Raw genomic sequence first — 25,745 nt, 5'->3', positions numbered from 1 at the left:
TCTCGTACTTCGTTTTCTATTCTAGAATTGCATATAGTGCCCCATGATGGTACAACCACCATGAATTGTCCATTCAACTTAGATATAACTATTACTGTAAACCTTTTAAAGGTTATTATTTTTCACTTCTTCAAACCACTCATCAGCAATATGATCTGCTGTTTTAATATCATCATTCGTATATACTAAATCATACTTGTACCCAGCTTTGAAATTACCACTCTTAACATCATATATTAATTTCATCTCCGTTGGTATGTCTCTTTCATATTCTTTGCACAATTCTTTTATTTTTTTGATGTCTTCACATATTATACGCAATACCGTAAACCCTCGCTTTGGAGATACATCATATCTTTCATCCCCATTCTCCAATGCATCATTCACTTTATGAGGCTTTACATACTTATTATTAATTAAATAAAAGAATCTACCTGAAATAATACCTTCTTCACATGAAGCATAAACATATACTTTATCGGCTCTATCTTCAACAAATTCCATACATATAGCTATCATATCTGATTGCAATTCACTAAACTTATCTTCAAATTCTTTCATATTACTTTTTCACTCCTTAGATTAATTCTCAATAACTTCAAATCCCCATTTACCATCAATAGAATAATTAACTATAAATTCTTTTGGGCGCATATCATTTCCAGAATAAACAATTTCAACATCAACAGTTACTTCTTTAGGGGGTTCTGCTTTCAAAACTGCAGCCCATTCTTCTTCAATCTTCTTATATTGCTTCAAATTAACATCAGATAATTGCGAAACCAAATTATCAATTTTAGGTGATCCCCCAAATCTATCACCTGCTAAATGCCCTGCATGGTCTTGTCCTTTTACTTTACCGGGTGTATTTTTACTATGTGATAATCTCTTCTCTCTTTCAGTTAATTGTAGCTTATCTGTTTCAAATTTTTCAATTCTTCCAAGGTTATCTGCTTCATAAAAATAGTCGTATTCCCCTGTTTTATACCTAACATTCGGTTTCAACCTATTTTTCCTACCGTTTGTAAACTGTTTTTCTTTGTCCACTAATGTTTTAACTTCACTTACTCCAGCACTACCTTTACCCGTACCCTTAGTAAATTCTTTTAATTCTAAATCCTTCGAACCACTCTTCAAATTCAAGTTTTCAAAAAACGGTGCTGTTTTTTTCTCAAGCCACTGATTATTTGCTACAGATGTATCAAAATCTCCTGCTGGCTGCAGCCTTGAATCCAGATTTTCTCTAACTAGTTTTACGTTTGTATATGGTCATGTCTGTTTTTCTTTCTACATTCAGATACATTATTATTAATCCTCCAACTTCTTTGCATAAAAATAGAACCAACGCTCCTTCCATTAGAGACATTGGTTCTATTCTTAGTTATAATATAAATTTATTTTTTCTTTTCTCTACATCTTTCATTTAGAGCAAAAGATGATTAAGTAGCAAGGTATTTTAAAACTAGTTTTCAGTTCTATCAACTTAAAATCACTTTTTAATTTTTATCTATTACTCTTTCACCTACTCACTGCTTAATTACAATTATGCAGTAGGTTAGGTTAGGACATAATTTTGCATTAGAAAATTATTATTCTTCAAATTTATCCCAAATCACTGTTCCTTTTTCACGAAAAATATTATCCAATGCTTCTAAAGCATTCTCTCCTGCCCAACCTGTTGATTCAAATATTCTTCCTGATTCTGATATGTATAAATCTATTTCAAAATTATAGAGTGAGCCTATAGGAATAACTTTATCATCAATAAAATTTTCTAAACCAAAACACGAACTATCTAACACACCTATCACTTCCTTAATGCAAGTGGTATGTTTAGATATGACCAATCCATCTGGCCAAATTTTTTCAACATTGATTCGTAATTCTCCAAACTCCTCCATAAATTTTTTTGCACTTTCAAAAACTTCAAAGCCTCTTTCTTCAAGAAACTTTACATTTTCTGATATGTCTATTTTTCTACCCTCATACCATCCCGCTTTTTTCAATTCTTCTATTGTCTTATTTGATATTCCCATATTCATTCCTCCTATTTATCATTATCAATATTATAGAAATCAAAAAACGTTCTACTACAATTCTCACAAGGTTCAGCAAAACCACCTCGTAAGTTTTCCGTTCTAACGATAAAATTATCATATCTTGCGCCTTTTAATATTGCATCTCTTGCGCTCCAAACCTCTGCACATTTATCAATATTCCACTCATATTGAAAGCTCGGTTCTCCATACTTATTAAGCGGTCTTAACTTTTCTGCTTCTGCTCTTACTTTTTCTATACTAGCTCTTAATTTTGCCATATCTTCTCTTATAAATTCTTTATTTTTTCCAATAAAAAAGCTATCAGGTAAACTATCTATATACTTTTCTAATAATAGACTTCTATAATACTTAGTGTAATCTCCGGGTGTTTTACAAAATCCTCTAGGATCAATCCCTCTATGATCAATTATAGTTGGATTATACTTCCAATTCCCACTACCTGCAATACCTTTCAAAGATGGATTTTCCGTATCCACAATAGCAAAAATTTTGCTTATATCCTTTGCATCCCCGTTTTTGCGTAAAACTTTTCTATAGTTATCTAAGTCAGTTATCATTGTTTCTCTAGAATTTTGCAAATTGAGCTGCTTTAACCTATCAGCTCCAGTAACCCCCTCTGCAGGAAGTTTCTCCCCAGATAACCGGTTTGCATTTTGCGCTTGCCCCTTAGTTTCACTCTTAGCAACAGAAAATAACTCTCCACCAAGTGCGTTTCTTCCTCCTCCATTCCCAACACCAGCTAACAAAGGTTCATGGAATAAATTTGGGATTTCAATATTTTTAATCTTCTCCCCGACATTCTTCATACTATACGGCAACTTATTCATGAATGCCGTTACTTCTTCCAACTTACCAACTATTTATAACGTTAAAGCATACCAATCAATTAAAAAAGCACTTGTTGCCTTTAATTGACAATCAAGTGCTTTAAGTTCATTTGTTTTCTAAGTTTGTAAGATACAACCATCATGGAGTATGTATTTTCAAACACCTTATCATTTTTTCTATACACTTCACATATACTTTGTTTTTCATTCATGTATTCGGTCCTAATATAAAAAACTCAATGATGTTTTTTTATTAAGACCGCTCTTCTTCATACTTTTCCATTCTTGCCATCAGTTCTTTGTCTATTTCATCTGTTAGTTCTCTATTTAAATATTTATACTCAAAATATTCAATTCTATCTGAAGGTCCAAATTCTGAATCATTCCAGTTAACATAACTAAATCGAACTTTTAATTTCCCTTCACCATTCACCATCATTGTAACTGAAAACCACGCCTCTTGTTGATTATCAATAAATACTTGTTGTAATTGAACTGTCAAATCAAATAATTCATGTAGAAATTGATTATAAATTTTTCTATCAACATTATACATTCTAGGTATATAGTGTGAATATTTATATTCTTGTTTTGCATCTAAGGTTGTATAGAAAAAATAAACTCCTCCTTCCCCATCTTTCACCTCACCATTAAAGTAAAACTCTTCCCATTCAACAGGTATCATATCGTTTATCTTTTCAGCAATTTTACGATAAAGTTTATTTAATTCATTTTCAAATGACATATTATTTACCTCCTGCTTTATTTAAAATTTCACGTATAACCGGTTTCTTCCCTTGAATTTGATATTCTACCATGAACGAATTTGGTCTCATTGATTGCCCACTATATACTGGTTCAATTTTTACTGACACTTTTTTAAGGGGATTTCCACCTAATGCATTAGCCCACTCCTTCTCCATATTATACCATTCTCCACCAGAACGATTAATTTGTTTATTTTGAGCGACTAAATTATCAATGTCACCGGATCCGTGAAATTGTGTTCCTATCAAGTGACCCCCATCATCATCAGGCAACCTATCTTCTCGTCCTGCAGCCACTTGCATTCCTGTATTTCGTTTTCCTTTTTGAAGTATTAGTTCTTCTGCCTCAACATCTACTATTCTACCAAGCTCATCTGTTGTATATTTATAACCATCCTCAGTGATATAGCGCACGTTTGGTGCAAGTTCTTTCCTTCCATTTTTCCCTTTAATAATATGCTTACCAAGATCCTCCTCTTTTATTTCCGTTATCTTAGGAGGATTACCCGTACCCTTAGTTAAAACAAAAAGCGATAACTGGGTTACCAATTACCGCTTACTAAGTCAAACCATTTGGTGCATTATAAGGTAACAACTATTATATTATCTATGATAGTTCTAAAGTTGGTGTAATTTCTCATCATGTTATTACCATATGCACTAACAGCTTCATTACCATACACCCTACTTTCATAGTTATCTTAAAATTCTTTTTTATTGACTTTTCCAAACTATCATAGCTGCTTAGTTTTTTTAATATTGTCTACTTGACATGGATAAGATTACTTTTTATGCTTTTTGATTAATGGTAAGATATCCCTTTTTATATAATTACCGGTTTCGACACTACCGCTTAATGAGTAATTTTCTAATAGGTATTTTTTTATATTATTTAAACTTTCAATCTTAAAATAACCAGATTCAATCGCATTTTCACCTAATATTTTTAACGTTTCATCATCAATTATTTCAACCACTTGAGGAACGAATTTTCTTTTTTCCTTTTTATACGCTTGATAAATTGTATAAGACACAGCATCTAATACTGAATACCATGCATACTGTTTTTGTACATCTTTTTCTTCGTTCGCAAATTCAGCTACATCTATATAATCTTCGCTGTCTATATAGTTACACAAATCATCAGCATCGATTTTTTCACCTTCAAGCCACTTCCAACAGAAATTTAGCGCTTCTCTACCAGTTTTATATCCATCTTCATCCATATTTATCATATTAAACATATTTTCTGCTATTATCAATCCTAATGCAACTTTGGCCTCTATATTGAGCTTATTAATAAAATCCATGACTATCATTCCCCACCTATTTTCTTATTTTAACCACATTTTCTATCAATCCATTTATTACCTCAAAAGATAATGTATCTCTTGGGTATTGTAAGCTTGGATCTATTTCAGTTGATACTTTAATTTTCAAATTTGGATACATATCCGTCAATTTCTTAAATATTCCTCTTTTATCATCTGGAACAGAGTCAAACAAACCCTTTGTACATTTATTACAAATTCCATTTGGATTAGATTAATGCATGTATAGTATCCCCTTCACACCTTCTGGTTTAAGACCTGCTTTTTTTACAGCATCTTCAAATTCAGCTATTACACCTTCTTCTGTATGGTGATTTCTACAACTTACTTAATCTTTCACGTAATTGTTCGTCCTTTTCAAGCATTTCTACACATACATTTCCTACAACTTTCGCCGATCTGGAATTGTGTTCAGCCAATTCAAGTGTTTTGTGTAATATATCGGGATATTTTTCAATTACTCTCATCGCTTCACCTTTTTAAGTTAGCCGTACTTTATCACCACGAGCTTTGTCATTCTCTTTAGTTTTTAGCTATTGCATATCATAAACTACACCTGCCATATAAAATGCCATGTCATGTCATCTCACATACTTATCGTATTTACCTCGCAAAGCAAATATTAAAAAAATGCCTTGATGGTACAACCATCATGAGCTTTCGATTCTCAAACAGATCATCTTCAAATTGTCCCACTCAAATATTAGCTTATTTAATTTAAACTAAAGTAAAAAAACCTTGAAAGGCAACCAGCCACTCAAGGTTTTTAATCCACTTAATTTAACTCACATACTTTCATAAGGTTTAAAAAATTACCATCTATCATCTACAGTAATTGTATATTGTGCAACACCAATAAACTTCAAATCACTATTTTTAAATTTACTTTTTGTTTTTTGAGCATCATATTCCAAATTGTAAATTAGAATAGCAGTATTAAATTCTTCACTATATCTTATAGTATCCAATTGTTCTAAAAATTGATCGGAGTAAGAAAATCCATCTAATAAATCCTTCACACTGTTTGTCGATTTACTAATCCATTTCTTTTCAATTAAATCGCGATCATAATAATCTAAGTTAAAGTCTTTTTCGAAAGCTGAAGAAATACTATCTCCATCTTCTGTATACTCAATATTTGTATAATTCATTAACTCTTCCTTACTCTCAAAATTCCCAATCCATATTGATACATGGTCATTCATAATTTTACTACCTCCTTAATTCAATTGGTAATCCCATTTTTCCGCTTTCCAATCTATCTTCTGCCCAATTATTCAATCCTTTTACAAAGGTTTCATAATCTTTTGATGTATCTATAATTCTTAGAATTTGATTATGAGCTACTGTAGAACCTTCTCCACCATGAACACCAGATGGATTAACAAATTTTACATCTTTTGTTAAAGTTCTCATTTCTTTTATATCATTCATTGATATTCCCCACTCTTTAAACTTTGGAGTTCTTGCCACCAAATGCCACTCATGATATCCTCCCGATCTTCGAATTCTATCTTCAATTCTTTTTCTTAACTTAGGGTTTTCCCACATTTTATTAAAATCTTCTGAAGATAAATCGTCAAACCATTTATTGAACTCTCCATTCCTAATGGAAGGAATATTTATTTTTCCTATATCTTCACCCGTACCCTATGTTGTAATCTTAAACTCTCACAACAAAAAGCAAACCATGTAAAACCTTATTAAACTACTTATTTCTCTTGTACTACCGGCAATTCATATGACATTTTATATTTCATCATTCCATATACTCAGTTGAAATTCGTACATAACCAACTACTTTCTCTTTCATATTGAGTCCTCTCCCATTACAGCAATTAAAGTCCCTGTAAAGTTTACCCATTTTTTGCGGATAACGTGTGCATAATGTTCATCCGTTAAAACGTACTTTACGATGACTTCAAAACATAACACAACCCTTTATTTTTTCCTCTACTATCGTCATACACTGTTTACAACCATTACAATCTATAAAAATTAACACTTAGCTCACTTATAAAATTATAGTGCTCTTTTAAATTTTCACGTTAAACCACAAAAAAAGCACTTGTTGCCTTTCGTAGACAATCAAGCGCTTTAAGTTCATATGTTTTTAAGTTTTATGGTAACAGTATGACACCTTTTATATGTCGTGACAACTACTACATTAAAACTTACGAGTTTGTACGAGTTCATTAGTTTCATATACATTCCATGTGTTTATATTCATCGCCATATAAAATGTCATCTCGCCTAAGCTCGTACTTCGTTTTCTATTCTATCGTTGCAAACAGTACTCCATGATGGTACAACCATCATGGAGTATATATTTTCAAACACCATATATTTTTCTATCCACTTCAAAAATACATTCTTTTTCATCCATTTTTCTTATGTGCTTTTGTATGTATAGTTTTAGAACCATGTGCTTTATCACTCGCTTATGTTGCTTTACTAACACAAGCTCTTAACATATATTTTTAAAATAATAATTATTAAGACCAATTAAACTTCGTCAGACAAAGCATCATCGTAATCCTGTAATTCTTCCATAATTTCTTTTAACCGGTCAATATTATTTATAAATTCGCCGTAAGAAATTTCTTGGTAATCGAAAATTCCTTCACCGTATTCATCGCTATCAAATATTTTCACTTCCGCACCTAACTTCAACAAGTTATCAACTAATCCTTTTAAATTTTCCATATCATCAATATCATTTGCATCTGTTTCGGCAAAAAAATCTTTGTTTTCAATTTTATTTTTTATCTCTGTAATCCCTAAACCAGTGTACTTTCTTAAGGGTACTACACATTTACTAAATAAACCATTAGAGCCTATTTTAATTGCCATTTTACTCATCTATTATTCTCCTTTCCATTAAAATTCTTCTAAATAGTTTGGATTAACAGGTCTACCAGGTGCATTTTTTCTATAGCTTCCGCCATGCCAACCCTTTAAATGTTCCCTGCCAGTTACAGGATAAATTAATTCTCCTCTATTACATATATGTGGATAATTCATAGCATTGTAAGTATGATGCCCAATTATTGATTTCCCATTATATTGAGGTTTTTTTCCTTTTAAAATCTCTTGTATCTGTTCATTAGTCCAATCCCTTGTTGTAGGTTCTCCATCTAAAATTCTTTTCTTTTCTTGCTTCCAAAATTCATTAACCCCTGCAGCTCTTCTTTTTGAAAATCTTTTATCCCATTGATATCTTTTATATTCTTCTTTTGTTACTGTACGATTTTCAATCTTTTCTTTTATTTTTTTCTGCTGACCCCTACTTAAAGATTTGTATGGTGTAAGTTTTGGTGTTAAATCAAGTTCTGCTTTCAGTACCCTTTGGGCAATAATCTCTTCTCCTACTGCTACTTTTTTATTCCCCAAAGCTTCACCCTTACCAAAAACCTTCTCCCCATTCTCCTTCATAAACTGATAAGCATCTTTCAGAGCGTCTAATCCTCCGCCTCCTCCATTCCCAATGCCAGCAAACGAAGTTTTAGGGCCAAAATTCGGGATCTCAATATTTTTAATCTTCTCCACGACATTCTTCATACTACTCGGCAACTTATTCATTAATGCCGTTACTTCTTCCAACTTACCAACTATTTTACTATTTTTCGCGGCTACCTGAAAGACTTTTGTACCCTCTGCGAATTTTCCGAATGCAGCTGTTCCTTTCACTGCGGCGGTTACTTCACCAACGCCGACAAAACAACTACCAATATCAAATATCGCGCCACCAAGAGCATAAGGATCGGTCAATGCTTTTTCCACATAACCTTTTACGGAGTTAACTAGTGCCTTACCATACTTAGGATAATCCTGCCAGCTGATAATGGCTTGTCCAAGACTTTTTATCGTATTACCTGCTCCGTAAATATCGTCCAGTTTCCATTGTTCTGTTTCTACGCCGCGTATCGAATTAAAGCCCCACTCACCAAGCTCTGCGATTAGGAAACCTAATTTCGTTGCACCTATCGCTATCCCACTAATAGCGGAACCAGCCGCGCCTATAAAACCCTCTAACACCAAGGCTTTATCAGAAAGGTCTTTCAGTAAAGGAATGTTGTCCCCTACCCATTTTGTACCCTTTCTCAATACATCCCATTTCTCACCGGCACTCTTGGAAAGGTCTTGAAGCCAAGCCTCCAATGGATGATTTTCCGCCCATTCCTCTTGCTTTTTCTTCATTTCTCTTTCAGCTTCAAGTTTCGCTTCTTTTTCCGCATTCGTGATTTGTGTATCCATTTCATGAATGCCTTTTGCCAACGCATCTTGCGCAAAGAAAGCTCGAAGTTGCGGATCAGTATAAGATAAACTGCCCATGTCCCCTGCAATTTGAACTTGTTTGTTTAGGGCATTGAGAATGTTTTCCGCATTGCTTTCTGCTTTTTTGCTTTCAAATTGCTGTACTTTTTGAATCGTATCCTCTAGTTCTTTGCTGGCTGCAACCAGTTTTTCATCAAACTGGCTGTTCGGCATACTCAGTGAAATCAAATCACTTACGCTGTTGTAAATATTAGAGATGCGACTATCAAGTTCATGTTTCTTGGGTTGAAGATTGGAAAGTTTGTTTTGTGTTTGCAGTAATGCATCTTCCAGAATAACCGCATTCTCATCAGTTTCTCCCGTTGTTGACTGAAAATCCTGGAAAGTTGTCACCATTTCCCTAATAAGAATTTTATTGGTATCTTTCAACCCAATCACAACTGCATTTTGGTTATTATTGATGTCGTTGACAATCGCGTTTCCTGTTTCACCCTGCATGGCATCGGCCTGAATAATCCCATTCAATGCGTTTTTGGCTTGTTCAAGTTGTTCATTGGTTTTACTGGTGTCTTTTTGGAGTTTTTCCAGTACTTCCTTGAATTCCTTTAAATCTACTTGAAAGCCCACTTAATCCGCCTCTCTTTCTGGTGAAGTATGAATAGCTTCATAGAAAGCGAGCGCTTTATCTAGTGGTAAAAAGGCACTGGATAACTTGCCATTTGCTACTTGCATACTTCGTAAGAAAGTAAAAGCAAATTGTTCTTCCCATTCATTCGTCATCCCATGTGAAACAACTCGCTTAATCATCATATTGGACACATAAATCGCTGGTGTGTTGCTCATTTCACCAAATGGCCACAAGTAACCGAGATAATCTACCACATAATCGTTAAATCCCTCTCTTAACGGTACTTTGCGTCCTGTTAAAATCACGAGTTCTCCGAGTTCACTATTCTTGAACATATTTTGAATTACCTCTGGCATCATGTCTATGTCCAATTCCACAACGGTACCTAGCGGCAAAATTTCGCTATAACACGCATCAATCAAACCCATCAAACGTAAAAATTGAGAAAATGGAATGTCTAATTGCGTTTCTAATCGTTCAAAACGAATTGTCTCATTCGGATAATCAAACGTCACTGAGAATTTCGCACCAATTTTTGGTTTGTTTTCAAAGACATCTTCTTGATTTCGAAACGCCTTGTAAACTTCACGAAAAAGGGAAGGCTGATTCCCCAGCAAGTTACCCATTTGTAATAGTTCGTCAGTAATCTCTAAATCTAATATTTTGTCATTTTGTAAAACAACCTCTAAAAGTTCTCGTTTGTTATATTCGGCCATATTATTCGAACCTCGCTGTATTTTGTTTGATTACATTCGCCATTTTAGCATCTTCATCGACAATTTTGTCCGCGACGGCTTTCATTTTGCCTGTGTCAGCAGAAGATACTCCTTTAAATGCTTCTAAAGTTGTTCCGGCTTTCTCTACTAAATTGTGAAAACTCGTGAACCGAGATAGATTATTCTTGGTAATGTTCGGTGAGGGAACTTTCTCTATCCGACTAACTGCGTTCTCTGCTTTTGTGACTGCTCCTTTAAATCTCTCTTGATCTATACCTATTTTCCCCATTGGTATTTTCTCCTTTTTCGTCACTACTCAGCCACACATTTCATTTAGAAGTTTTCGGCATACAGATGGCTGCTATGAAGATAAAAATGGCCATGCACCTTGTTTCCTTTCTTTGTTTTCAAACGTTGCACGTGGCAGGAATAGTCCCTGACCGCTCCAATACATAGCTAGTCCCTCTCGCTCATTTAAAAAAGATGCTTTTTCTTTTTTTCATAGAGTGACTGAGTAGTTACCTTTTTCTATAACATAGCACGCAAACCGCTAATACTTGCTGAAATGCTCGCAATAGCGTCACCTATTATAGACTGATCCATTTCTAATAGAGTGATTTTCCTATTCATCGCGTTTAGCCTTTCATTGTGCTCCTCTTTATCTGCATCAAGTGCTGCCTTAATTTCATTTAATTTTGTATCGAATTTCTTACGACGTGCTCCTTGGAACTGGCTTGTTGTTAGACTCGTGCTTAAATGGGTAAACTCTTTCTTATAAGAATCAAAATGATGAAGTTCGCCCTGTAAAGATCTCTTTGCGGCTTTTAAGCGCTCTAACTTTTGGGCATTTGCCCTGTGGCTAGCCATTTTACTATCATAAGTTGCCTTAAATCGATCAACACTTGCATGGATATCTGCTATTCGTGCAACTTCTTTGGCTTTATCTTCTTCTTGAGCCATAATGTTTTCCCTCCTCAAAATCTATTTCCCTATCAAGACTATCTTTCTGTTTGTAACTACTCAGCCATACACACCACTCGCAGATAAAGTGAAACCTTAATCAGCTCTCACCAATCGGGCGCATGCCAGCAGTTTATCTGCCACCTAACTTCTTAAGAAAAGCGGAAGCGGCTCGCTCAGAATCGCAGGACGTTGGAGCTCAAGGCAGAGAGGCGCTTTTGGCCTCGTCCGAGGGAGCGAAACGACCGGAGATTCTAGCCGCTAGAGCTGGACATTGCTTTTGCTGAATTTTGAGGTGGGAGTATTACTGCCCGCGAAGAGCGGGATAAAATGATCTACTCACTAACTAATTTCACTCGTCCTGCATTTCGTCCAACAAAGAAATGCGACTCATCTAATTCAACTGTTGGTTCACTATAATTAGATTTCACATTTATAAATCCTTGATCCACTAAACGTGTTCCAATCATCCCCGCTGGAATGTTTGCCCGTAATCGTTTATTAAATTCATCATAACTGTTCTCAATTTGTTTTTGATTGCCGTGGAAAATGAAATAAACACCTACTTTAGGACCATTTTTCAAATATTTATTGAATATTTCATCCGAAATAAATGTTTTATCGCCAAATATTTGCGCATCTGGAATATACACAAACATCGGTTGATTTTCACTTTGTGTCTCTCTTTCTTCTATTTCACTCATTAGATCATTAACAAAAGTACTGTACTCTATGTCTGACACAATCACATCGAAGCTTTCTTTGAATCTGCCAAATCGTTCGCTCCCATTAAACACAATTCTTTGTGCTTTCCCTTCAAAATGTTTGAAGTTTTGAACGATTATACGCTCAATATATTCCGTTTGCTGTGGCGTATCGTCTCCAATTACAAAATAACCATGTTCTTCTGGTACAAAACCAACGACATTTGTAGTTTCTTTACTTAGAGCAAGTGGTAGTTGTAGATTATCTAACATCCCTTGTACCTGTGGATTTGCATAAAAATCATGCATAGAGATCGTTTTAGATAACATCGGAATCTTGGTAGGACGTGTGCCCTTCCATTGCTGATTCATCTGTGCAATTTCTTGCTCTAAATTATTCAATCGATCAATATCATTTTTCCCATGAGTTGGTAAATAAATTTGAACTTCATGTGGCTCGTCTAGTTTGATTTGTGCTCGTCCAACAATTTCTTGCGGAATCAACGCATCACGTCCTACAACATCTCGAATTGCACCTTCTTCCACAAGGAATAGCCCAATATGTGATGGAATATTACTCGCCATACTCATTCTGAAGCTGTTCGTACGAAGAACCGTCATAACTGCATAGAGTCCCAAACTTGCTCCTTCTCGTAAAAGCTGATTTAATACAGATTCTATCGCTTCCTCTAAAGGACTCTCCTTAATTGAGTCAAAACCATCAACAATGGTAACAATCCCTGGCAACTGCTTTCCTGATTTCTCTTCATATTGAGACAGACTTGAGACACCATACTCTGTAAATGCGTCTTTTCGACTTTGAATTTCTTGGCGAATTCGTTTGAGGAACTTCATCAGTTTTTCTTCTTCCTCCAACCGAACAATATCCACCACATGCGGTAAATCTTTTATTGGAAGTAAACCATTCGTACCAAAATCAAATAAGTTAAACTGGACCTGTTCAGGATTGTTAATTCTTGATAAATTCATTACAAGAGTTTGTAATGCAGTGGATTTCCCAAAGCCTGGAGATCCATAGATTGCAAGGTGACTCAACTCTTCTAAATTAAGTAAAAAGTCAATTTGTTCTTGTCTTGATGGAATATCCATCAAACCAAATGGAACTGAAAGAGTTCTTTTCAAATTCCCTGAAGTTACTACACTAATCTTCGGACTATCAATTTCTGTTTTTAATGGAGGTAACCAAGGTTTTTCAGGAAGAACTGCATTTGTTTTTTCAGCATGAATCACAATATCTTCTACAATCGCGTCCAATTGCGTTTGTTTTTCCTCCTTTTTCATGGACACTTCATCATCTTGAGATAAATCTGTAGTTAACAATTCGTGCTGGCCCAATTGATTAATTAGCCAAATTCTTTCGTCTACTTTTTCTTCATATTGTGCATCTGGATTATAAGTTGCTCCACTCCACGCAGATTGAAACAGTTCATAAATTTCATTGTTTCCGACCTGTAAATACGCTCGTCCTGGTTGAGTAATCGTTGCTGCATCAGGTGTTTTAATAATTTCATTTGAATCACTTGGATCGGCTACTTTTAATGCTAATTTGAATCGTGAGTTTGACCAAATCTGGTCGTCCACCACTCCACTTGGCTTTTGAGTAGCTAAAATCAAATGAACTCCTAACGAGCGACCAATACGTGCAGTTGATACTAGCTCAGCCATAAAGTCTGGTTCATTTGCTTTCAATTCTGCAAATTCATCGCTGATTAAGAAAAGGTGCGGTAATGGCTCTGATGGATATTTTTTCTTTTCTACAGGATCAGTAATTTCTTTTCCCTGTTTGTACAACTTGGTATACCCATTAATATGATTAACACCAAATTCACCAAATTTCCGTTGTCTCTTTTGCAATTCTGCTCGAATACTTTGTAATGCTCTTGCAGAACTTGCACCGTCTAAGTTTGTAATCGATCCTAACAGATGTGGTAAATTCTTAAATAAATTCGCCATACCTCCACCCTTAAAATCAATCGGTAAAAAGCCAACGTCTTCTGGTGCAAAATTTACTGCTAAAGATAAAATATAACTTTGGACAATTTCCGATTTACCAGATCCTGTTGTACCTGCCACGAGTCCATGTGGGCCATGTGCTCGTTCGTGTAAATTCAAATAAACAATGTCATCTTTTCCTCGAACACCCAAAGGAACAGCTAATGACTTTGAAGTGTCTGCTTTTTGCCAACGAGTACTAATATTTAACTCTCCAACATTTTTTACATCATATAATTCTAGAAAGTCAATCGATTCTGGAATCGCATTTTTCTCTACCTCAACATGTTCTAAATTAGCTAAGCGTTGTATTGCTTGCTCAATTGGATAACTTTTAGGTAAATGGTTGGGAACAAAAAGTTGATTCACGTACTCATTATTATTATTAATTAATACCGCGGATTCGTTACTTTGATAATCAATAACTGTGGTTGCTGTCTCTGGCAACATGTTTAACGCGTCTTTCCCCCAAATGACCGTAACACCGTATTGACTCATATCTTCAGCTAAAAATTCATTTAATCCATGCCCAGAGAGCCAGCTCTCGTCTAAAATCGTAAACATATAATGCGGAGCAAAGGTTACTTTCTCATTGCCCGCCTCTTTGACTTGTTGCCGACGTTTTGTTAACAACTGATAGAACGAGTTTAAAACCATGTCACGTGTCTGTGAATTATGAATAATTCCTCGTAAATTTAAGCTCCGTATTTGAAAATGTGGCAACCAACGCCATGCATGCCAACAATCTTGATAATCTTCTTCTGGAACTAATGCTACAAATTCTACATCTCTATAAGAATGTAAAACGGAAAGCTGAAATAATATTGTCTGTACAGCTATTCGTAGTACTGTTTTTGTTCCTGCAAGTCCTAACGTTTGATTTAACATCGAGATGGCAATAGGTGCATCTTTTAACGTTTGATGTGGCCAAACAATTTTTTCTTCTGCAAAATTACTTAAAGCATCATCTTCTTCTCTTGAATGATAACTGACTTTATAACTACTTTGAATCTCTCCATGACCCAAACGAATACTTATAAAATCAGCATTTGTCATAGTTTTTTCATAAATTCGTGGACTATATTCTTTTGTCATCAAAGACAATGAATCCATGTCAGGGAAGTTATACGTTAAAGCTTCAAATTGCTTTTGAGAGAGCAACGACAATTCTTTTTCCTTTTGAATAAGATACTTTTCATAGTACTCACTTCGCTTAAGATTCTTTTGTTTCACTTCTTTCTTATTCGTAATATAACTTGAAACAGAGAACCCTGCCGTGAGTAAACTTACCCCCCCCATGCTTAACATCATAATAGGGTTTCCATTACTTAATACGCTCGTTGCACCACTTAAAACAACCATTGCCAATGGCGGAACAATCGTACGCAATAAATCACTTCTCCCATCAGTTTCCTCAGCTCTTGGAGGTTGAATTGCTATCTCTTCTTTAGGCTCTCGTAAATGAATTCTTGGACTACGTCTAAATTCAGGGAAATTTTTGGGGTATTCTGGAATAAATATCTCGTTAATAATCTCCCAAGAATTTAGTGAAAATTCATTGGTTATCTTACACAACTTAAATTGTTTTTCTCTCAATTCAATAAGCACACCATCAATAACAAGTTGATCCCCTACAGACAAAACTTTTTCTAATCGATCTACTTTCTTTCCATTAAAGTAAACTACTACCCCATTTGAAAACAGATTTAACTGGTAAGTTTCATTCTTTTCATTAAATGTGACCAGGGCAAAAGCCTTAGTCGGAATGGTGATTCCTGAGTCCTTTGAAGAAGAAATCACAAAATTTGTTTTCGGCTTGATAGTAGTTAAAACTTCTAATTTTTCATGAGGTAACGCGAGAATTCCGTCCTTCATATCACCTGTCCATGGATCTTGATCCAAGAACAAATGCGTGCCATCAAAAGAAATTTCATGGTTACCAATCTTAAGTGATGGCTTTGACATTGTTAGTTCGTGACGCGAAAATATATGACCAAATGAAAAAATATCATAGAGTACAGACGCTTTATTTACAATTTGATCATCAATTGGTACACCTTCACTAGATAATCTATTGTTTAGATTTCTGATCATCCGTCTTACCCTCCAATAACTTCATGTACTTTTCCATCTCTTCCTTATATTTCGAAAGTAATTCTTGTTTCTTCGCACCATTCATCTTGTTATCTGCATTTGTTACATCATAAACTTTTGTATAGGCGTGAAGAATATATTGATTATCTCCAATATTTTTAGCAATATTTAAGGCCTTTTCAAAGTCTCCTTTTCCTATATAGATCCAATAAAGTAATGTGTTATCATTTGATTTTTGGGAGATAGTCCCTAATACAGATTCTTTCTGCTCATTAGACAAGCTATCTAGTTGAATCGAGCTCACTGCTAACACATATAGTGCGCTTTTAGGAAGATTCTCTGGTTTGTCTTCCTTTAAAGAATCTAGAACATCTGAATAATTATTTGAAATAAACTTTGATTCGGCACTTATGATTCGTTTTTGCTGAGGTACAATATTTAATGAATATATCCCTACCCCTATTGAAAGACCTAATGTTGCAAGACCAAGAATAATTGTTCCCCACTTAAAAACAGTGTAATTCCTACTTTTCACCAGTATGCTTGTAGCATTTCTTTTTTCCTTTTGAATCGCAACTGTTTCCATTAGTAACTTGTCTATCTCTTCAAACGAAGAAGATTCTTGAATTTTTTCGGAAAAAGGATCTCGGACTGCACCGGCCCCATCAATTAGATTCTCAAAATCCAGTTTTGGATTTAAAATATAAAGAAGTAATGCCTTGTATTGTTTTAGATATACTTCTTCTGTTGAAAGATAAGGAATAACGGTATTCATTACGCCACGATGACCAATAAACAACTCTTCCCCAAAAATAAAGATATTTTTAGGATGGATAAATGGCGTTACTGGTTGGTTAAGATATTCTTTTAAGAAATTTACTTTTTGTGCTAAAAGAAGGCGATCAAATTCATCTAATTTTTTAACATATTGTTCAAGCGAAAAAGATAATTCATCTTTTTCATAAGTGATAATGACCTGTTCTTCATTCGCCACTTCTATCTTTCCAGTCAAAAAGTGTGGTGCTTTATTTAAAAATAACTGGAATTGCTTTACACCTGACAAAGAATATTGATTAGCTGTTAAGTGCACTTTAATAAAAGTAGATGTAGTTTCCTCTTTAATACCTATCAAACTATTTTTCATTTCCCCCATACTCTAGTGTTCCTCCAAACTCCCTATAATTTCTTTTACGGCTAATTGATCACCATCCGCCAATGGATATTTCGCCAATATAACATTTTCATCTAAACGAATTGGCTTATTTTTTACTTCCAATGAAAAATGAGTGGGCAATTCTATATTTACTAAAGATAATGAATCACCCAATAGTTCTTTCAATCTATTAGAAGAAACCTGATTAGGTATTGTTAAATCAAGTATTTGCTCATTAACATGAAGTTCGATATTAATCATTGTTCTTTCTGCCATTGTTTACTCCTTTTTCCGTATAAATAGGTTTGAAAATCTTTTACCTAATAACCAGCCTAAAATTAATATTCCAGTTACACCCATGCTTAACAGTATCCAGAAGGTCCATCTAGGAATTTCATAATTGGTATGTTCCACAGTTGCTTCATTTTCATTAGAAGCTGTGTAGTCTTTAGAAAACAGCTGCTTGGTAATTGTATCCTGTGGTTTCTTTTCTACACTCTCATCGGTAAGAAATACTTTTTCTTTTATACTTGAAGTACTCTTTCTATTTTCTTTCTCAAGTTCCTTATTTTTTGTGTTTTTGTCTTTTAAAAACAAATCTTCTATCCCTGTAACAGAATTATTATTTTTATGATTTTCTTTTTCATAAATCACGTTGTTATGAATCGTTAGTTTTCCATCTTCAGCATAAGCTAGACTGCTAAAACTAGTAAAAAGATTTGTCACACAAAAAGAAATTAGAAGAGAAAAAACGAGAAATTTTGGTTTTATCATTTTTTCCAAATTCGTACATCCTTTCTCCTAACAACATAAGCTATTGCTCTTGTTCAGCTTTCTCTGACTTTTTCACACCTGGAAAAGCAATGAAATTCGTACCAATTCCTACAACAATAATAATTACCAATAACAAGTAACTTTCCCATCCAACATGAATACCATTGCTTAGTGCTGTATAACCATTTTCTATGTTTTGAAGCGGTGAAAAACGATAAAGTAAATCGACAATACTACCCGGACGAGTATGCATTCCTAATAATGGTGTTAACATGAGATATAATCCTAAAAGTGAAACACAAACATAGAGTGTTATATTTTTAAACTGACGAGAAAAACCTGTTATTAATAAAGTTCCACCTAAAATATTTAGGAACGTGTAACTAAACCAAGAGATATTAAACACTCTCAAAATACTAAAAGTAGTTATTCCAGCAAAGAATAGTGAGATAATTAGACTGACACCTGTTACCTTCATAACATTAGGAACATTTAGCCATGCCCTTGTAGGTGTAATAAAAACCATATCTTTCGTAATTTCTCTACGTTGAATAGTACGACATAAGGAAATGCCGGTAATGACTGAAAGAACAGCTCCAACAAGCGTCATATAGTAAGGAATAATAGACGTTTGGCGAGTAGCTTCAAAACTTCCTTTTGTAGCAAGTGGGTCTGATAGAAAATTGAATACTTTATAATTATCTGCTCCACCTTGTTTGGTATTAGAAAGTACTTTGCTAAACTCTTCTGAGTATTGTTCATTTTTACTTGTATTCTTTTGAATTTGAGTGACTGAAGTATTTAAATTATTCAAAACAGTATCTGCATTTTTTTGAACATTATCTGTAGTTTCTTTTAACTCCTGAATTTTTGGAGAAATGTCATGAGCTTTCGCTGCAGATTTTTCTATACTTTCAGACGAGTTCTTTGAACTCTGAACTAAATCTTCCATTTCTTTTACTAAGCTATCTGTTTCTGAAGAAGTTGATATTGTATCGTTCTCTGCAGGATGTAGATTTTCTGCACTGTTTACAGATTCTTCTTGGATTTTTTCATTTTCTTTCCCTGATTGATACGTTTCATTAATCTGTTGATTGGCTTTCACAAACCAATTATTTAACTTGTCTGCTTCATTCAGAAACTTCTGAGGTTCAGTCATTAGATTTAAAGTTCTATATAATGTTTTTTTCGTTTCATCATCATTTTTATCCGTTGTTGATCCAATTGTTTCTTGTAAATCTTTTATTTGGTCTTCAATATCTGTATAGAGTTGATTTCCTTTATTCTTAAATTCTTCATAAATTTTATCTGTAATAGCATCTCTCTTTTGTTCATCTGTGATATTGTTATACATACGATAAACAGAGTTTGGATTTGCCAACTCTTCAAGAGTCTTCTCTTGATTTTCAGTTTTGTTAATCATATCTGCATAGCTATCAATAGATATGGAATTTTCTGGGTTACCAAATAAGGTAACAATTTGCTGTGCAGTGCTATCAAGCATTTGAAATTGTTTCAATAACTCAGGTAAGTCAGATATTAAACTCTTATTTACGTCTATATATTCTGCATAACTGGAATTCACTTGAGTTTGCTCATTAACAATCCATGAATAATCAACAGAGACAAAAGAGTTTTTCTTCATTTCTTCATCCAAAGTCCAATCTAAATCCGCCTTAAACGTTAGACTAAAACTTGAAGGTAACGATGGAAGATCCTTTTCTTCAGAGGTTGGCCTATTAGGATCATTTTCTGTTTCTGGTTTCGATCCTGTTTCTGGTTTCGGCTCTGCTTCCGGTTTCGATTCTGTTTCTGGTTTCGGCTCTGTTTCCGGTTTCGGCTCTGTTCCCGGTTTCGGCTCTGTTTCCGGTTTCGGCTCTGTTTCCGGTTTCGGCTCTGTTCCCGGTTTCGGCTCTGTTCCCGGTTTCGGCTCTGTTCCCGGTTTCGGCTCTGTTCCCGGTTTCGGCTCTGTTCCCGGTTTCGGCTCTGTTTCCGGTTTCGGCTCTGTTTCCGGTTTCGGCTCTGTTTCTGCGGGGTTCTTTTTCAATGAAATACTGAATTCATGATTAGAAACTTCACTCCACTCAGAAATGTACCCATATGATTTGAGTTTTTGATCCAATTCTGTTTTTAACACCAATAAAAGATCCGTCAAATTTCTTATTCCTAAACTTCCTTGTTCTGTATGGTCTGTCCCCAAAGAGATTCTATTATCTTTTGTTGGATCAATAGATATAGTGACCTCCCTACTATTTATAGAAATTATAGAGTCATGTTCAGAATTAGCTTCTAGATAGGAAAAGTTTCCTTCCTTTCCTATTTCTTTTTCAAAATTTTTCGCATAACGCCGAACTATAGTTAGCTCATCTTGGAATTTTTTGGATTGTGAATCAGTTATAATATTCTCAGCAATTAACTTTTGTAAAAGTTTTTCTAAAGTGTCTGCTGGAATATGTGATAGACTTTCTTCTATTATTTGACGATAACGATTATCTAAATTAACTTTATTTTCTTTTGAATCAGCCATTAGTTTCACAATCGCCTGTTTAATATCCTCCTCAGAAGCTGTATCCGGATTTTTTTCTGCACTTCCATAATAAGTTTGTGCAATCTGTTTTCTTAAATCATTAAGAGTTTCAACTTGCGATTGCAATTGCTTAATTTCATCTTTTAGTTCATCAATTCGAGCAGTTTGTGTTTCTTGAAATAGCTTGGCGTTTAGCAAGAATTCCTTATAAACCCCAGCTGAATTCACTTCACCTGTTTCCGATGTATAAAAGTTTCCTAGTTGGTTAAACACTGATTGGTTCAAACCATCATATTTTGCTTTATATCCCGATAAATCAGATTGCCGTTGGGTTTCTAATTGCGTTTTCTGTAAGTTAAATTGATCCTCAAATTGCTTTAAGGAAACTTTTAACTTTTCATTTGTTTTATTGATATTTTCGTTAACTGATTTTTGGGCTTCTTTTGTCGAGGTACTGCCTGCTTCTAAGCTCTTATTATTACTATCCATTAGAGTTTTTACGGATGAAACAAATGCTTGTTGTTCCGAGAGAAAACCTTTATTATCTTCATCAAGAATACTCGAAACATTTGATAAATTATTAAATCCTCCCGACAACTCCTTAAATGGATTTTGAATATTTGTCATCAGATATTTCTTAGCATCAGTTTCTGCTCCAACAATTTTATTAACATTTCGTTGGGCTTCTGATAAATTTCCTACAATACTTGAGAAATACATCTGCACAATTCGTTGATTGAAATTTTTCAAAATATCATTTACTTGTGTTTGAACGGCTTGATTGGATATCTCATTTTGCCCTTTACGTACACGATAATTAATGGTCGCCTGTTCTGGTGCCATACTTTGAAGGGACAAAAGACGTTCGGAGAAATCTTGAGGAATAATAATTTCTGCATCAAATTGACCATTCTCAATTCCTGCATTAGCAATATTCCTACTGACCGTCTGCCAACTATTTTTTGAATCTTGATTAATCAGAGTAACAAAGTCTGCACCTAGTTCATACTTCCTCCCCTCAAAAACAGCCCCTTTATCTTCATTCACTAAAACATATTGAATCTTGGATACTTTTTGATTTGTAGACCGGTACACATTATCATCTTTAAAACCAAAATAAGTGAAAGTCAAAATAAGAAATAATCCACCAAGTATAATGACGAGTAATGGAAAATAACTCTTATATTTTTTTATCAAAATACATTTCTTCCTTTCAGATAAATTAAAAAAGGTGTCAGCACAATGAGTTGCACTGACCCCTTTAAAAAAATTAACTTAAGCCAAACGAACCTGCATCCTGACGATCACGATCTGCGACAGTATCTGCATATTTGGTCAACTGCATATGAATACTTTGTAGTAAACTTTCCATTTGTTTCACATTACCTTCAAGCTGTTTGTATTGGTCCAAGTAAGCTCGAAAAGCTTCCCCCTGCCATTCTTGGGCAATCGTTGCATTCATAGAATTCACCTTACGAATAGCGTCTTCAATTTGTGAAGAAGCAGTTTGATAAATTTTCGCCTGAGATTTTAGTTGTTCGGGTGTGACTGTAATAGCTCCTGCCATAAAATCATCTCCTTGTTTTTGACTATCCATATGTACGGATAATATTATTCTAAAGCAATTTTCGTTCTATTGCAAGAATTTCCATCATTGGCAAAATATTAAACAAGAACGATTAGAATGTCATGTTTATGGAAAACCCATTTCCATTTTTTTATGTTCTTTTACTATGTTCAAAATACGACAATTGATTCTAAAAAAGAAACAACAGGAATTAAGTGAATATAAAACAATTAGAATGATTCAAGATCATTTATACCTTTTGTATCAAGCCATACAAAAAAAACCCAAGAAATAACAAAGATCTTAATACGTCTGTTTCACCTCCTACAGAAGAATGGACGAAAATCTCATAGGTATGAGAAGAAAACAGTCTTTGATATTTTGAGTGTTGTCTATGAGTATAATAGATTAAGGAAACAAAAGAAAACTGCATAATTTTTAAAAGTAGGCCCATTGAGGCCTATTTGGTATGCTCATTTTTAAAGACAGAAAATATTTTAAATGAAAGTTCATTTTGTTTCTGTTCTTAAGTTGATGGGCATGGAGTAGCACCAACAAAACGCGAATTTCGTACGTTAAGAAGAATTCTATAAAGAAAAAGGCGATTTCCTGTACGCAAAGGAATCGCCTTTTTTATGTTCTTACTTAATATTAAGTTCAATAAGATAATTAGTTTCTAAATTCACATAGAAAACGCTCTACATCTGGATACTTTTCACCTAGACTTTGGATAGGCTACACTGAACTAGACAAAAAAATTAAGGTCAAGTAGACTACAACTAATATATTTGAGGAGAATCTACTATGACGAACAATAAAAGAGAAAGAAGAACCTTTACAGCGGAATTTAAGCACCAAATGGTTCAACTGTATCAGAATGGTAAACCAAGGAAGCATTTCGCAAACGATCGTTCCATCCATACAGGAATGAATAGATATAGTGCATAGGCTATAGCCATCCAAATTGCGAAAGATAGAACTTGTTGTGATGAAAGCGTCGAAAAAATACTAGAGGAATAATAAAGAATGAAAGTATCTAAAAACAACCCTATTCCGGTGCCGAAGATCCCCCACCTAACTTCTTTACTTTTTCTGAATTTTGAGGTGGGGTCTTACTGCCCGTTAACGCGGGATAAATAAAAAGAGGAAGAAAAGCCTAAAATCAACTTCTCTTTCCTCTATTTTTTTTATGAGATTGTATTGTCATGGAATCACAAGGTGTGTAGTAAATTTGTGGAGTTGCTTTATTAACAAGCATTGCAAAAGTAAGCAGACCAATGATGAAGAAGATAAAAACTATAAACAAAATAGCACCTATCGTTAAAAGAATCATAACACCACCCCTATTTCATTCATGATATTACACTCTTCGATATACTATGAAAGGAATCCTTGTTATATAAACAAACGTAACAAAATAATCACAATCACCCCAGTTAACACTATTCCTAACAGGCTACGTGTATAAACAGCAACAAAGAATGTCGGAATTGCTGCAATTATATAATCCCATTGCGTCGTTTTATTCATAAAGAGTACTTCGGCAAGGAGCGCTGCTAATATAGCAATTGGTATATAACTTAACCATTTTAGCCCCCAATCTGGAATTTGTATTTTACTAAATACAATGAGCGGTAATAAGCGCGGAATTAAAGTAACTACCCCTGCACCAATTAAGAGCAATAGCACATCTAGTCTTACTTCCATTTTTCAAACACCACCCCTATTGTTGCTGCTGTAAGTGTTGCAATAATAACTGCTACGCTTGCGGGAACGAAAAAGTGCATGCTATATGCGATTACAATAGCCACAATCGCAACACTAAGATGAATGGCTATCTTTGGATGACTACTCATTAACTGCAATACAAATAAACCAATAAACATAGCTGGTAGTGCATAATCCATGCCATACGTATGAGGATTTGGTATCCATTCACCAAAAATACCACCGATGATATTCGCAATGATCCAATTTAAATATGCTGTCACATTTAAACCAAGCATCCATCTCTCGCTTAAATACTTCTTTTTTGAAGCTTGCTGAACCGCAAGTCCAAATGTTTCATCTGTAATTTGCGAGCCGATTATCATATTTTTCAAGAAAGGGACTTTCATTAAATACGGGGCGAGCGCAGCACTCATTAACAGATGACGTAAATTCACAAAAAATACTGTGAAAATAATTGCAGAAGTAGGTGCTCCAGCCGCAAACATACCAGCGAGTATAAATTGTGAAGAACCAGCATAAATCAAAGTAGACATTAACGCTATTTCAGCTAATGAAAATCCTGCTGTTTTTTCAATTACACCAGCTGCGATACCAATACTTAAATACCCTAGTACAGTTGGTAAACAATCTTTCACGCCTTGCTGAAATGTTTCATTCCCGTTCATTGTCATCTGTACTTCAGCCCTTGCCATTACTCTTCCCCCTTCATTTCATGCATCAAGCGTTTACCCGTTACGACGTGAACTAAATCTGCATTACCACGCCATAATGCATCTAATTTATCAGGACCAAATTCCCGTGTAATTTCTTCAACCATAATGTCATGACGAATATATTCTGTTGCGACAAGCACTAATGCTGGATCATATGTTGTAACAGCCCAGGATGTACCATGCTCTGAAAAATTGGCAATAAGCACCTCTTTTCCATCTCGTGCAACAATTGTTAAATGCCCCCCCATCCGCTCTTTCACAACATCTGGAGTCATATAATTATGATGAAATGTTGTTCCTATTTTTGTTTGAGGTGCCCCAAAAAGTATCGAAAAAACATGTACACCTTCTTGTTCCTTTTTGTGAATAAGAGGCTCCAGCTCGCTCACTTGCTGTTCCCATACAGAAATCCATAACTCTTCTTCTGCACGCTCAATAATGTTACTTATTTCCTTTAAAATTCGTTCATCCGTACGAATATGAGAGATTACATCTACTTGACGCTCCTGCTCTAAACAATTTAACTGTTGATCAAGGAAATCAAATGACTTTTCAAAATCCTGTCGCATTCGATTCATTAACTCACTTGCCGATACTGGAACGTACTTAACTGGTTCTGACGGTACTAAATGCACTGCGCCTTTATCCATCAATTTCCCAAGTACCTCATAAATCATGGAACGCGGTACACCCGTTTGTTTACTAATTTCATATCCTGTCGCAGGATAATGTTTTAATAAACCGATGTATGTTTTACATTCATATTGCGAAAATCCTAATTTTTGTAACTCCTTCATGACGTCATCCATTGTAATCCCTCACTTCAATTTACCTCTATTTGCATTTACATGACAGCGCATACTTCAAAACGACAATTTTGCTTTCTTTACTTTTACAACTTC

At 34.6% G+C, this 25,745-nt stretch carries 25 protein-coding genes and 3 pseudogenes; 1 reads left to right on the top strand and 27 read right to left on the bottom strand.

Going from position 1 to position 25,745, the window contains the following annotated elements:
* Window positions 1–105: 105 nt before the first annotated feature.
* The 22 genes and pseudogenes from ACM6HU_RS00855 to ACM6HU_RS00750 all read right to left on the bottom strand — a co-directional run bounded on the left by ACM6HU_RS00855 (window position 106) and on the right by ACM6HU_RS00750 (window position 22,399).
* The gene (locus tag ACM6HU_RS00855; protein ID WP_016114228.1) at window positions 106–561 is read right to left on the bottom strand and encodes an immunity protein YezG family protein; all 456 of its coding nucleotides are present in this window, start codon (window positions 559–561) and stop codon (window positions 106–108) included.
* A gap of 21 nt (window positions 562–582) precedes the next feature.
* Window positions 583–1,137: a DNA/RNA non-specific endonuclease gene (locus tag ACM6HU_RS00850; RefSeq protein WP_229161524.1), complete on the bottom strand. Its 555-nt coding sequence runs from the start codon at window positions 1,135–1,137 to the stop codon at window positions 583–585.
* 452 nt (window positions 1,138–1,589) lie between these two features.
* The gene (locus ACM6HU_RS00845) at window positions 1,590–2,036 is read right to left on the bottom strand and encodes an SUKH-3 domain-containing protein (RefSeq protein ID WP_016114226.1); all 447 of its coding nucleotides are present in this window, start codon (window positions 2,034–2,036) and stop codon (window positions 1,590–1,592) included.
* An 11-nt stretch (window positions 2,037–2,047) separates the two neighbouring features.
* On the bottom strand, window positions 2,048–2,887 hold the full coding sequence (locus ACM6HU_RS00840) for a hypothetical protein (RefSeq protein ID WP_016114225.1): 840 nt from the start codon (window positions 2,885–2,887) through the stop codon (window positions 2,048–2,050).
* A 253-nt stretch (window positions 2,888–3,140) separates the two neighbouring features.
* Window positions 3,141–3,632 (bottom strand): immunity protein YezG family protein, encoded by a 492-nt coding sequence (locus ACM6HU_RS00835; protein WP_016114223.1) that lies wholly within the window; start codon window positions 3,630–3,632, stop codon window positions 3,141–3,143.
* Between the two features lies 1 nt (window position 3,633).
* Window positions 3,634–4,203: a DNA/RNA non-specific endonuclease gene (locus tag ACM6HU_RS00830; RefSeq protein WP_016114222.1), complete on the bottom strand. Its 570-nt coding sequence runs from the start codon at window positions 4,201–4,203 to the stop codon at window positions 3,634–3,636.
* A 233-nt stretch (window positions 4,204–4,436) separates the two neighbouring features.
* On the bottom strand, window positions 4,437–4,964 hold the full coding sequence (locus ACM6HU_RS00825) for an Imm6 family immunity protein (protein ID WP_016114221.1): 528 nt from the start codon (window positions 4,962–4,964) through the stop codon (window positions 4,437–4,439).
* 16 nt (window positions 4,965–4,980) lie between these two features.
* Window positions 4,981–5,160 (bottom strand): hypothetical protein, encoded by a 180-nt coding sequence (locus ACM6HU_RS00820; protein WP_003308916.1) that lies wholly within the window; start codon window positions 5,158–5,160, stop codon window positions 4,981–4,983.
* 142 nt (window positions 5,161–5,302) lie between these two features.
* A pseudogene (locus tag ACM6HU_RS00815) lies at window positions 5,303–5,464 on the bottom strand (MFS transporter); the annotation flags it as partial.
* A gap of 333 nt (window positions 5,465–5,797) precedes the next feature.
* Window positions 5,798–6,190, bottom strand: coding sequence for an immunity 22 family protein (locus ACM6HU_RS00810; protein ID WP_016114220.1), 393 nt, complete (start codon window positions 6,188–6,190; stop codon window positions 5,798–5,800).
* 7 nt (window positions 6,191–6,197) lie between these two features.
* A complete protein-coding gene (locus ACM6HU_RS00805; protein ID WP_229161516.1) occupies window positions 6,198–6,536 on the bottom strand; it encodes a hypothetical protein in 339 nt (112 codons plus the stop codon).
* A gap of 954 nt (window positions 6,537–7,490) precedes the next feature.
* Window positions 7,491–7,847 (bottom strand): hypothetical protein, encoded by a 357-nt coding sequence (locus ACM6HU_RS00800; RefSeq protein ID WP_016114218.1) that lies wholly within the window; start codon window positions 7,845–7,847, stop codon window positions 7,491–7,493.
* Window positions 7,848–7,865: 18 nt separating this feature from the next.
* Window positions 7,866–9,890: a T7SS effector LXG polymorphic toxin gene (locus tag ACM6HU_RS00795; RefSeq protein ID WP_016132684.1), complete on the bottom strand. Its 2,025-nt coding sequence runs from the start codon at window positions 9,888–9,890 to the stop codon at window positions 7,866–7,868.
* Window positions 9,891–10,607 carry a DUF4176 domain-containing protein gene (locus ACM6HU_RS00790; protein ID WP_016114216.1) on the bottom strand — a complete coding sequence of 239 codons (717 nt, stop codon included), beginning with the start codon at window positions 10,605–10,607 and terminating at the stop codon, window positions 9,891–9,893.
* A gap of 1 nt (window position 10,608) precedes the next feature.
* Window positions 10,609–10,920 carry a TIGR04197 family type VII secretion effector gene (locus tag ACM6HU_RS00785; protein WP_229161514.1) on the bottom strand — a complete coding sequence of 104 codons (312 nt, stop codon included), beginning with the start codon at window positions 10,918–10,920 and terminating at the stop codon, window positions 10,609–10,611.
* A 215-nt stretch (window positions 10,921–11,135) separates the two neighbouring features.
* A complete protein-coding gene (locus ACM6HU_RS00780) occupies window positions 11,136–11,567 on the bottom strand; it encodes a DUF5082 family protein (RefSeq protein ID WP_016131294.1) in 432 nt (143 codons plus the stop codon).
* A 335-nt stretch (window positions 11,568–11,902) separates the two neighbouring features.
* Window positions 11,903–16,378, bottom strand: coding sequence for a type VII secretion protein EssC (gene essC / locus ACM6HU_RS00775; RefSeq protein WP_016114212.1), 4,476 nt, complete (start codon window positions 16,376–16,378; stop codon window positions 11,903–11,905).
* Complete coding sequence (essB, locus tag ACM6HU_RS00770) at window positions 16,356–17,531, bottom strand: type VII secretion protein EssB (protein WP_016114211.1); 1,176 nt, start codon at window positions 17,529–17,531, stop codon at window positions 16,356–16,358. The genes essC and essB overlap by 23 nt, the downstream gene beginning before the upstream one ends.
* Before the next feature lie 3 nt (window positions 17,532–17,534).
* The gene (locus ACM6HU_RS00765) at window positions 17,535–17,807 is read right to left on the bottom strand and encodes a hypothetical protein (RefSeq protein WP_016114210.1); all 273 of its coding nucleotides are present in this window, start codon (window positions 17,805–17,807) and stop codon (window positions 17,535–17,537) included.
* A 3-nt stretch (window positions 17,808–17,810) separates the two neighbouring features.
* Complete coding sequence (locus ACM6HU_RS00760) at window positions 17,811–18,305, bottom strand: type VII secretion EssA family protein (protein WP_229161532.1); 495 nt, start codon at window positions 18,303–18,305, stop codon at window positions 17,811–17,813.
* A 40-nt stretch (window positions 18,306–18,345) separates the two neighbouring features.
* Complete coding sequence (gene esaA / locus ACM6HU_RS00755) at window positions 18,346–22,029, bottom strand: type VII secretion protein EsaA (protein WP_414847946.1); 3,684 nt, start codon at window positions 22,027–22,029, stop codon at window positions 18,346–18,348.
* Between the two features lie 73 nt (window positions 22,030–22,102).
* Window positions 22,103–22,399 (bottom strand): WXG100 family type VII secretion target, encoded by a 297-nt coding sequence (locus tag ACM6HU_RS00750; protein WP_016114207.1) that lies wholly within the window; start codon window positions 22,397–22,399, stop codon window positions 22,103–22,105.
* Window positions 22,400–22,481: 82 nt separating this feature from the next.
* On the opposite strand from ACM6HU_RS00750, the pseudogene ACM6HU_RS00745 reads away from it, so the two are divergent.
* Window positions 22,482–22,834: pseudogene (locus tag ACM6HU_RS00745) on the top strand (IS4 family transposase); the annotation flags it as partial.
* Between the two features lie 437 nt (window positions 22,835–23,271).
* On the opposite strand, the pseudogene ACM6HU_RS00740 reads toward ACM6HU_RS00745, so the two are convergent.
* From ACM6HU_RS00740 to ACM6HU_RS00720, 5 genes and pseudogenes are all read right to left on the bottom strand, one after another.
* Window positions 23,272–23,478 (bottom strand): annotated as a pseudogene (locus ACM6HU_RS00740) (hypothetical protein); the annotation flags it as partial.
* An 83-nt stretch (window positions 23,479–23,561) separates the two neighbouring features.
* Complete coding sequence (locus tag ACM6HU_RS00735; protein ID WP_016114206.1) at window positions 23,562–23,732, bottom strand: DUF3951 domain-containing protein; 171 nt, start codon at window positions 23,730–23,732, stop codon at window positions 23,562–23,564.
* Between the two features lie 62 nt (window positions 23,733–23,794).
* Complete coding sequence (locus tag ACM6HU_RS00730) at window positions 23,795–24,106, bottom strand: AzlD domain-containing protein (protein ID WP_016114205.1); 312 nt, start codon at window positions 24,104–24,106, stop codon at window positions 23,795–23,797.
* Window positions 24,097–24,822, bottom strand: a complete 726-nt coding sequence (locus tag ACM6HU_RS00725) for an AzlC family ABC transporter permease (protein WP_016114204.1) — start codon at window positions 24,820–24,822, stop codon at window positions 24,097–24,099. The genes ACM6HU_RS00730 and ACM6HU_RS00725 overlap by 10 nt, the downstream gene beginning before the upstream one ends.
* The gene (locus ACM6HU_RS00720) at window positions 24,822–25,652 is read right to left on the bottom strand and encodes a TrmB family transcriptional regulator (RefSeq protein ID WP_016114203.1); all 831 of its coding nucleotides are present in this window, start codon (window positions 25,650–25,652) and stop codon (window positions 24,822–24,824) included. The genes ACM6HU_RS00725 and ACM6HU_RS00720 overlap by 1 nt, the downstream gene beginning before the upstream one ends.
* Window positions 25,653–25,745: the final 93 nt, after the last annotated feature.

This window comes from Bacillus sp. IT-79MI2 (assembly GCF_949768135.1).
Classification (GTDB): domain Bacteria; phylum Bacillota; class Bacilli; order Bacillales; family Bacillaceae_G; genus Bacillus_A; species Bacillus_A pseudomycoides.
Note: the sequence above shows the minus strand (reverse complement) of the source record. Positions and strands in the feature narration are given on the sequence as shown.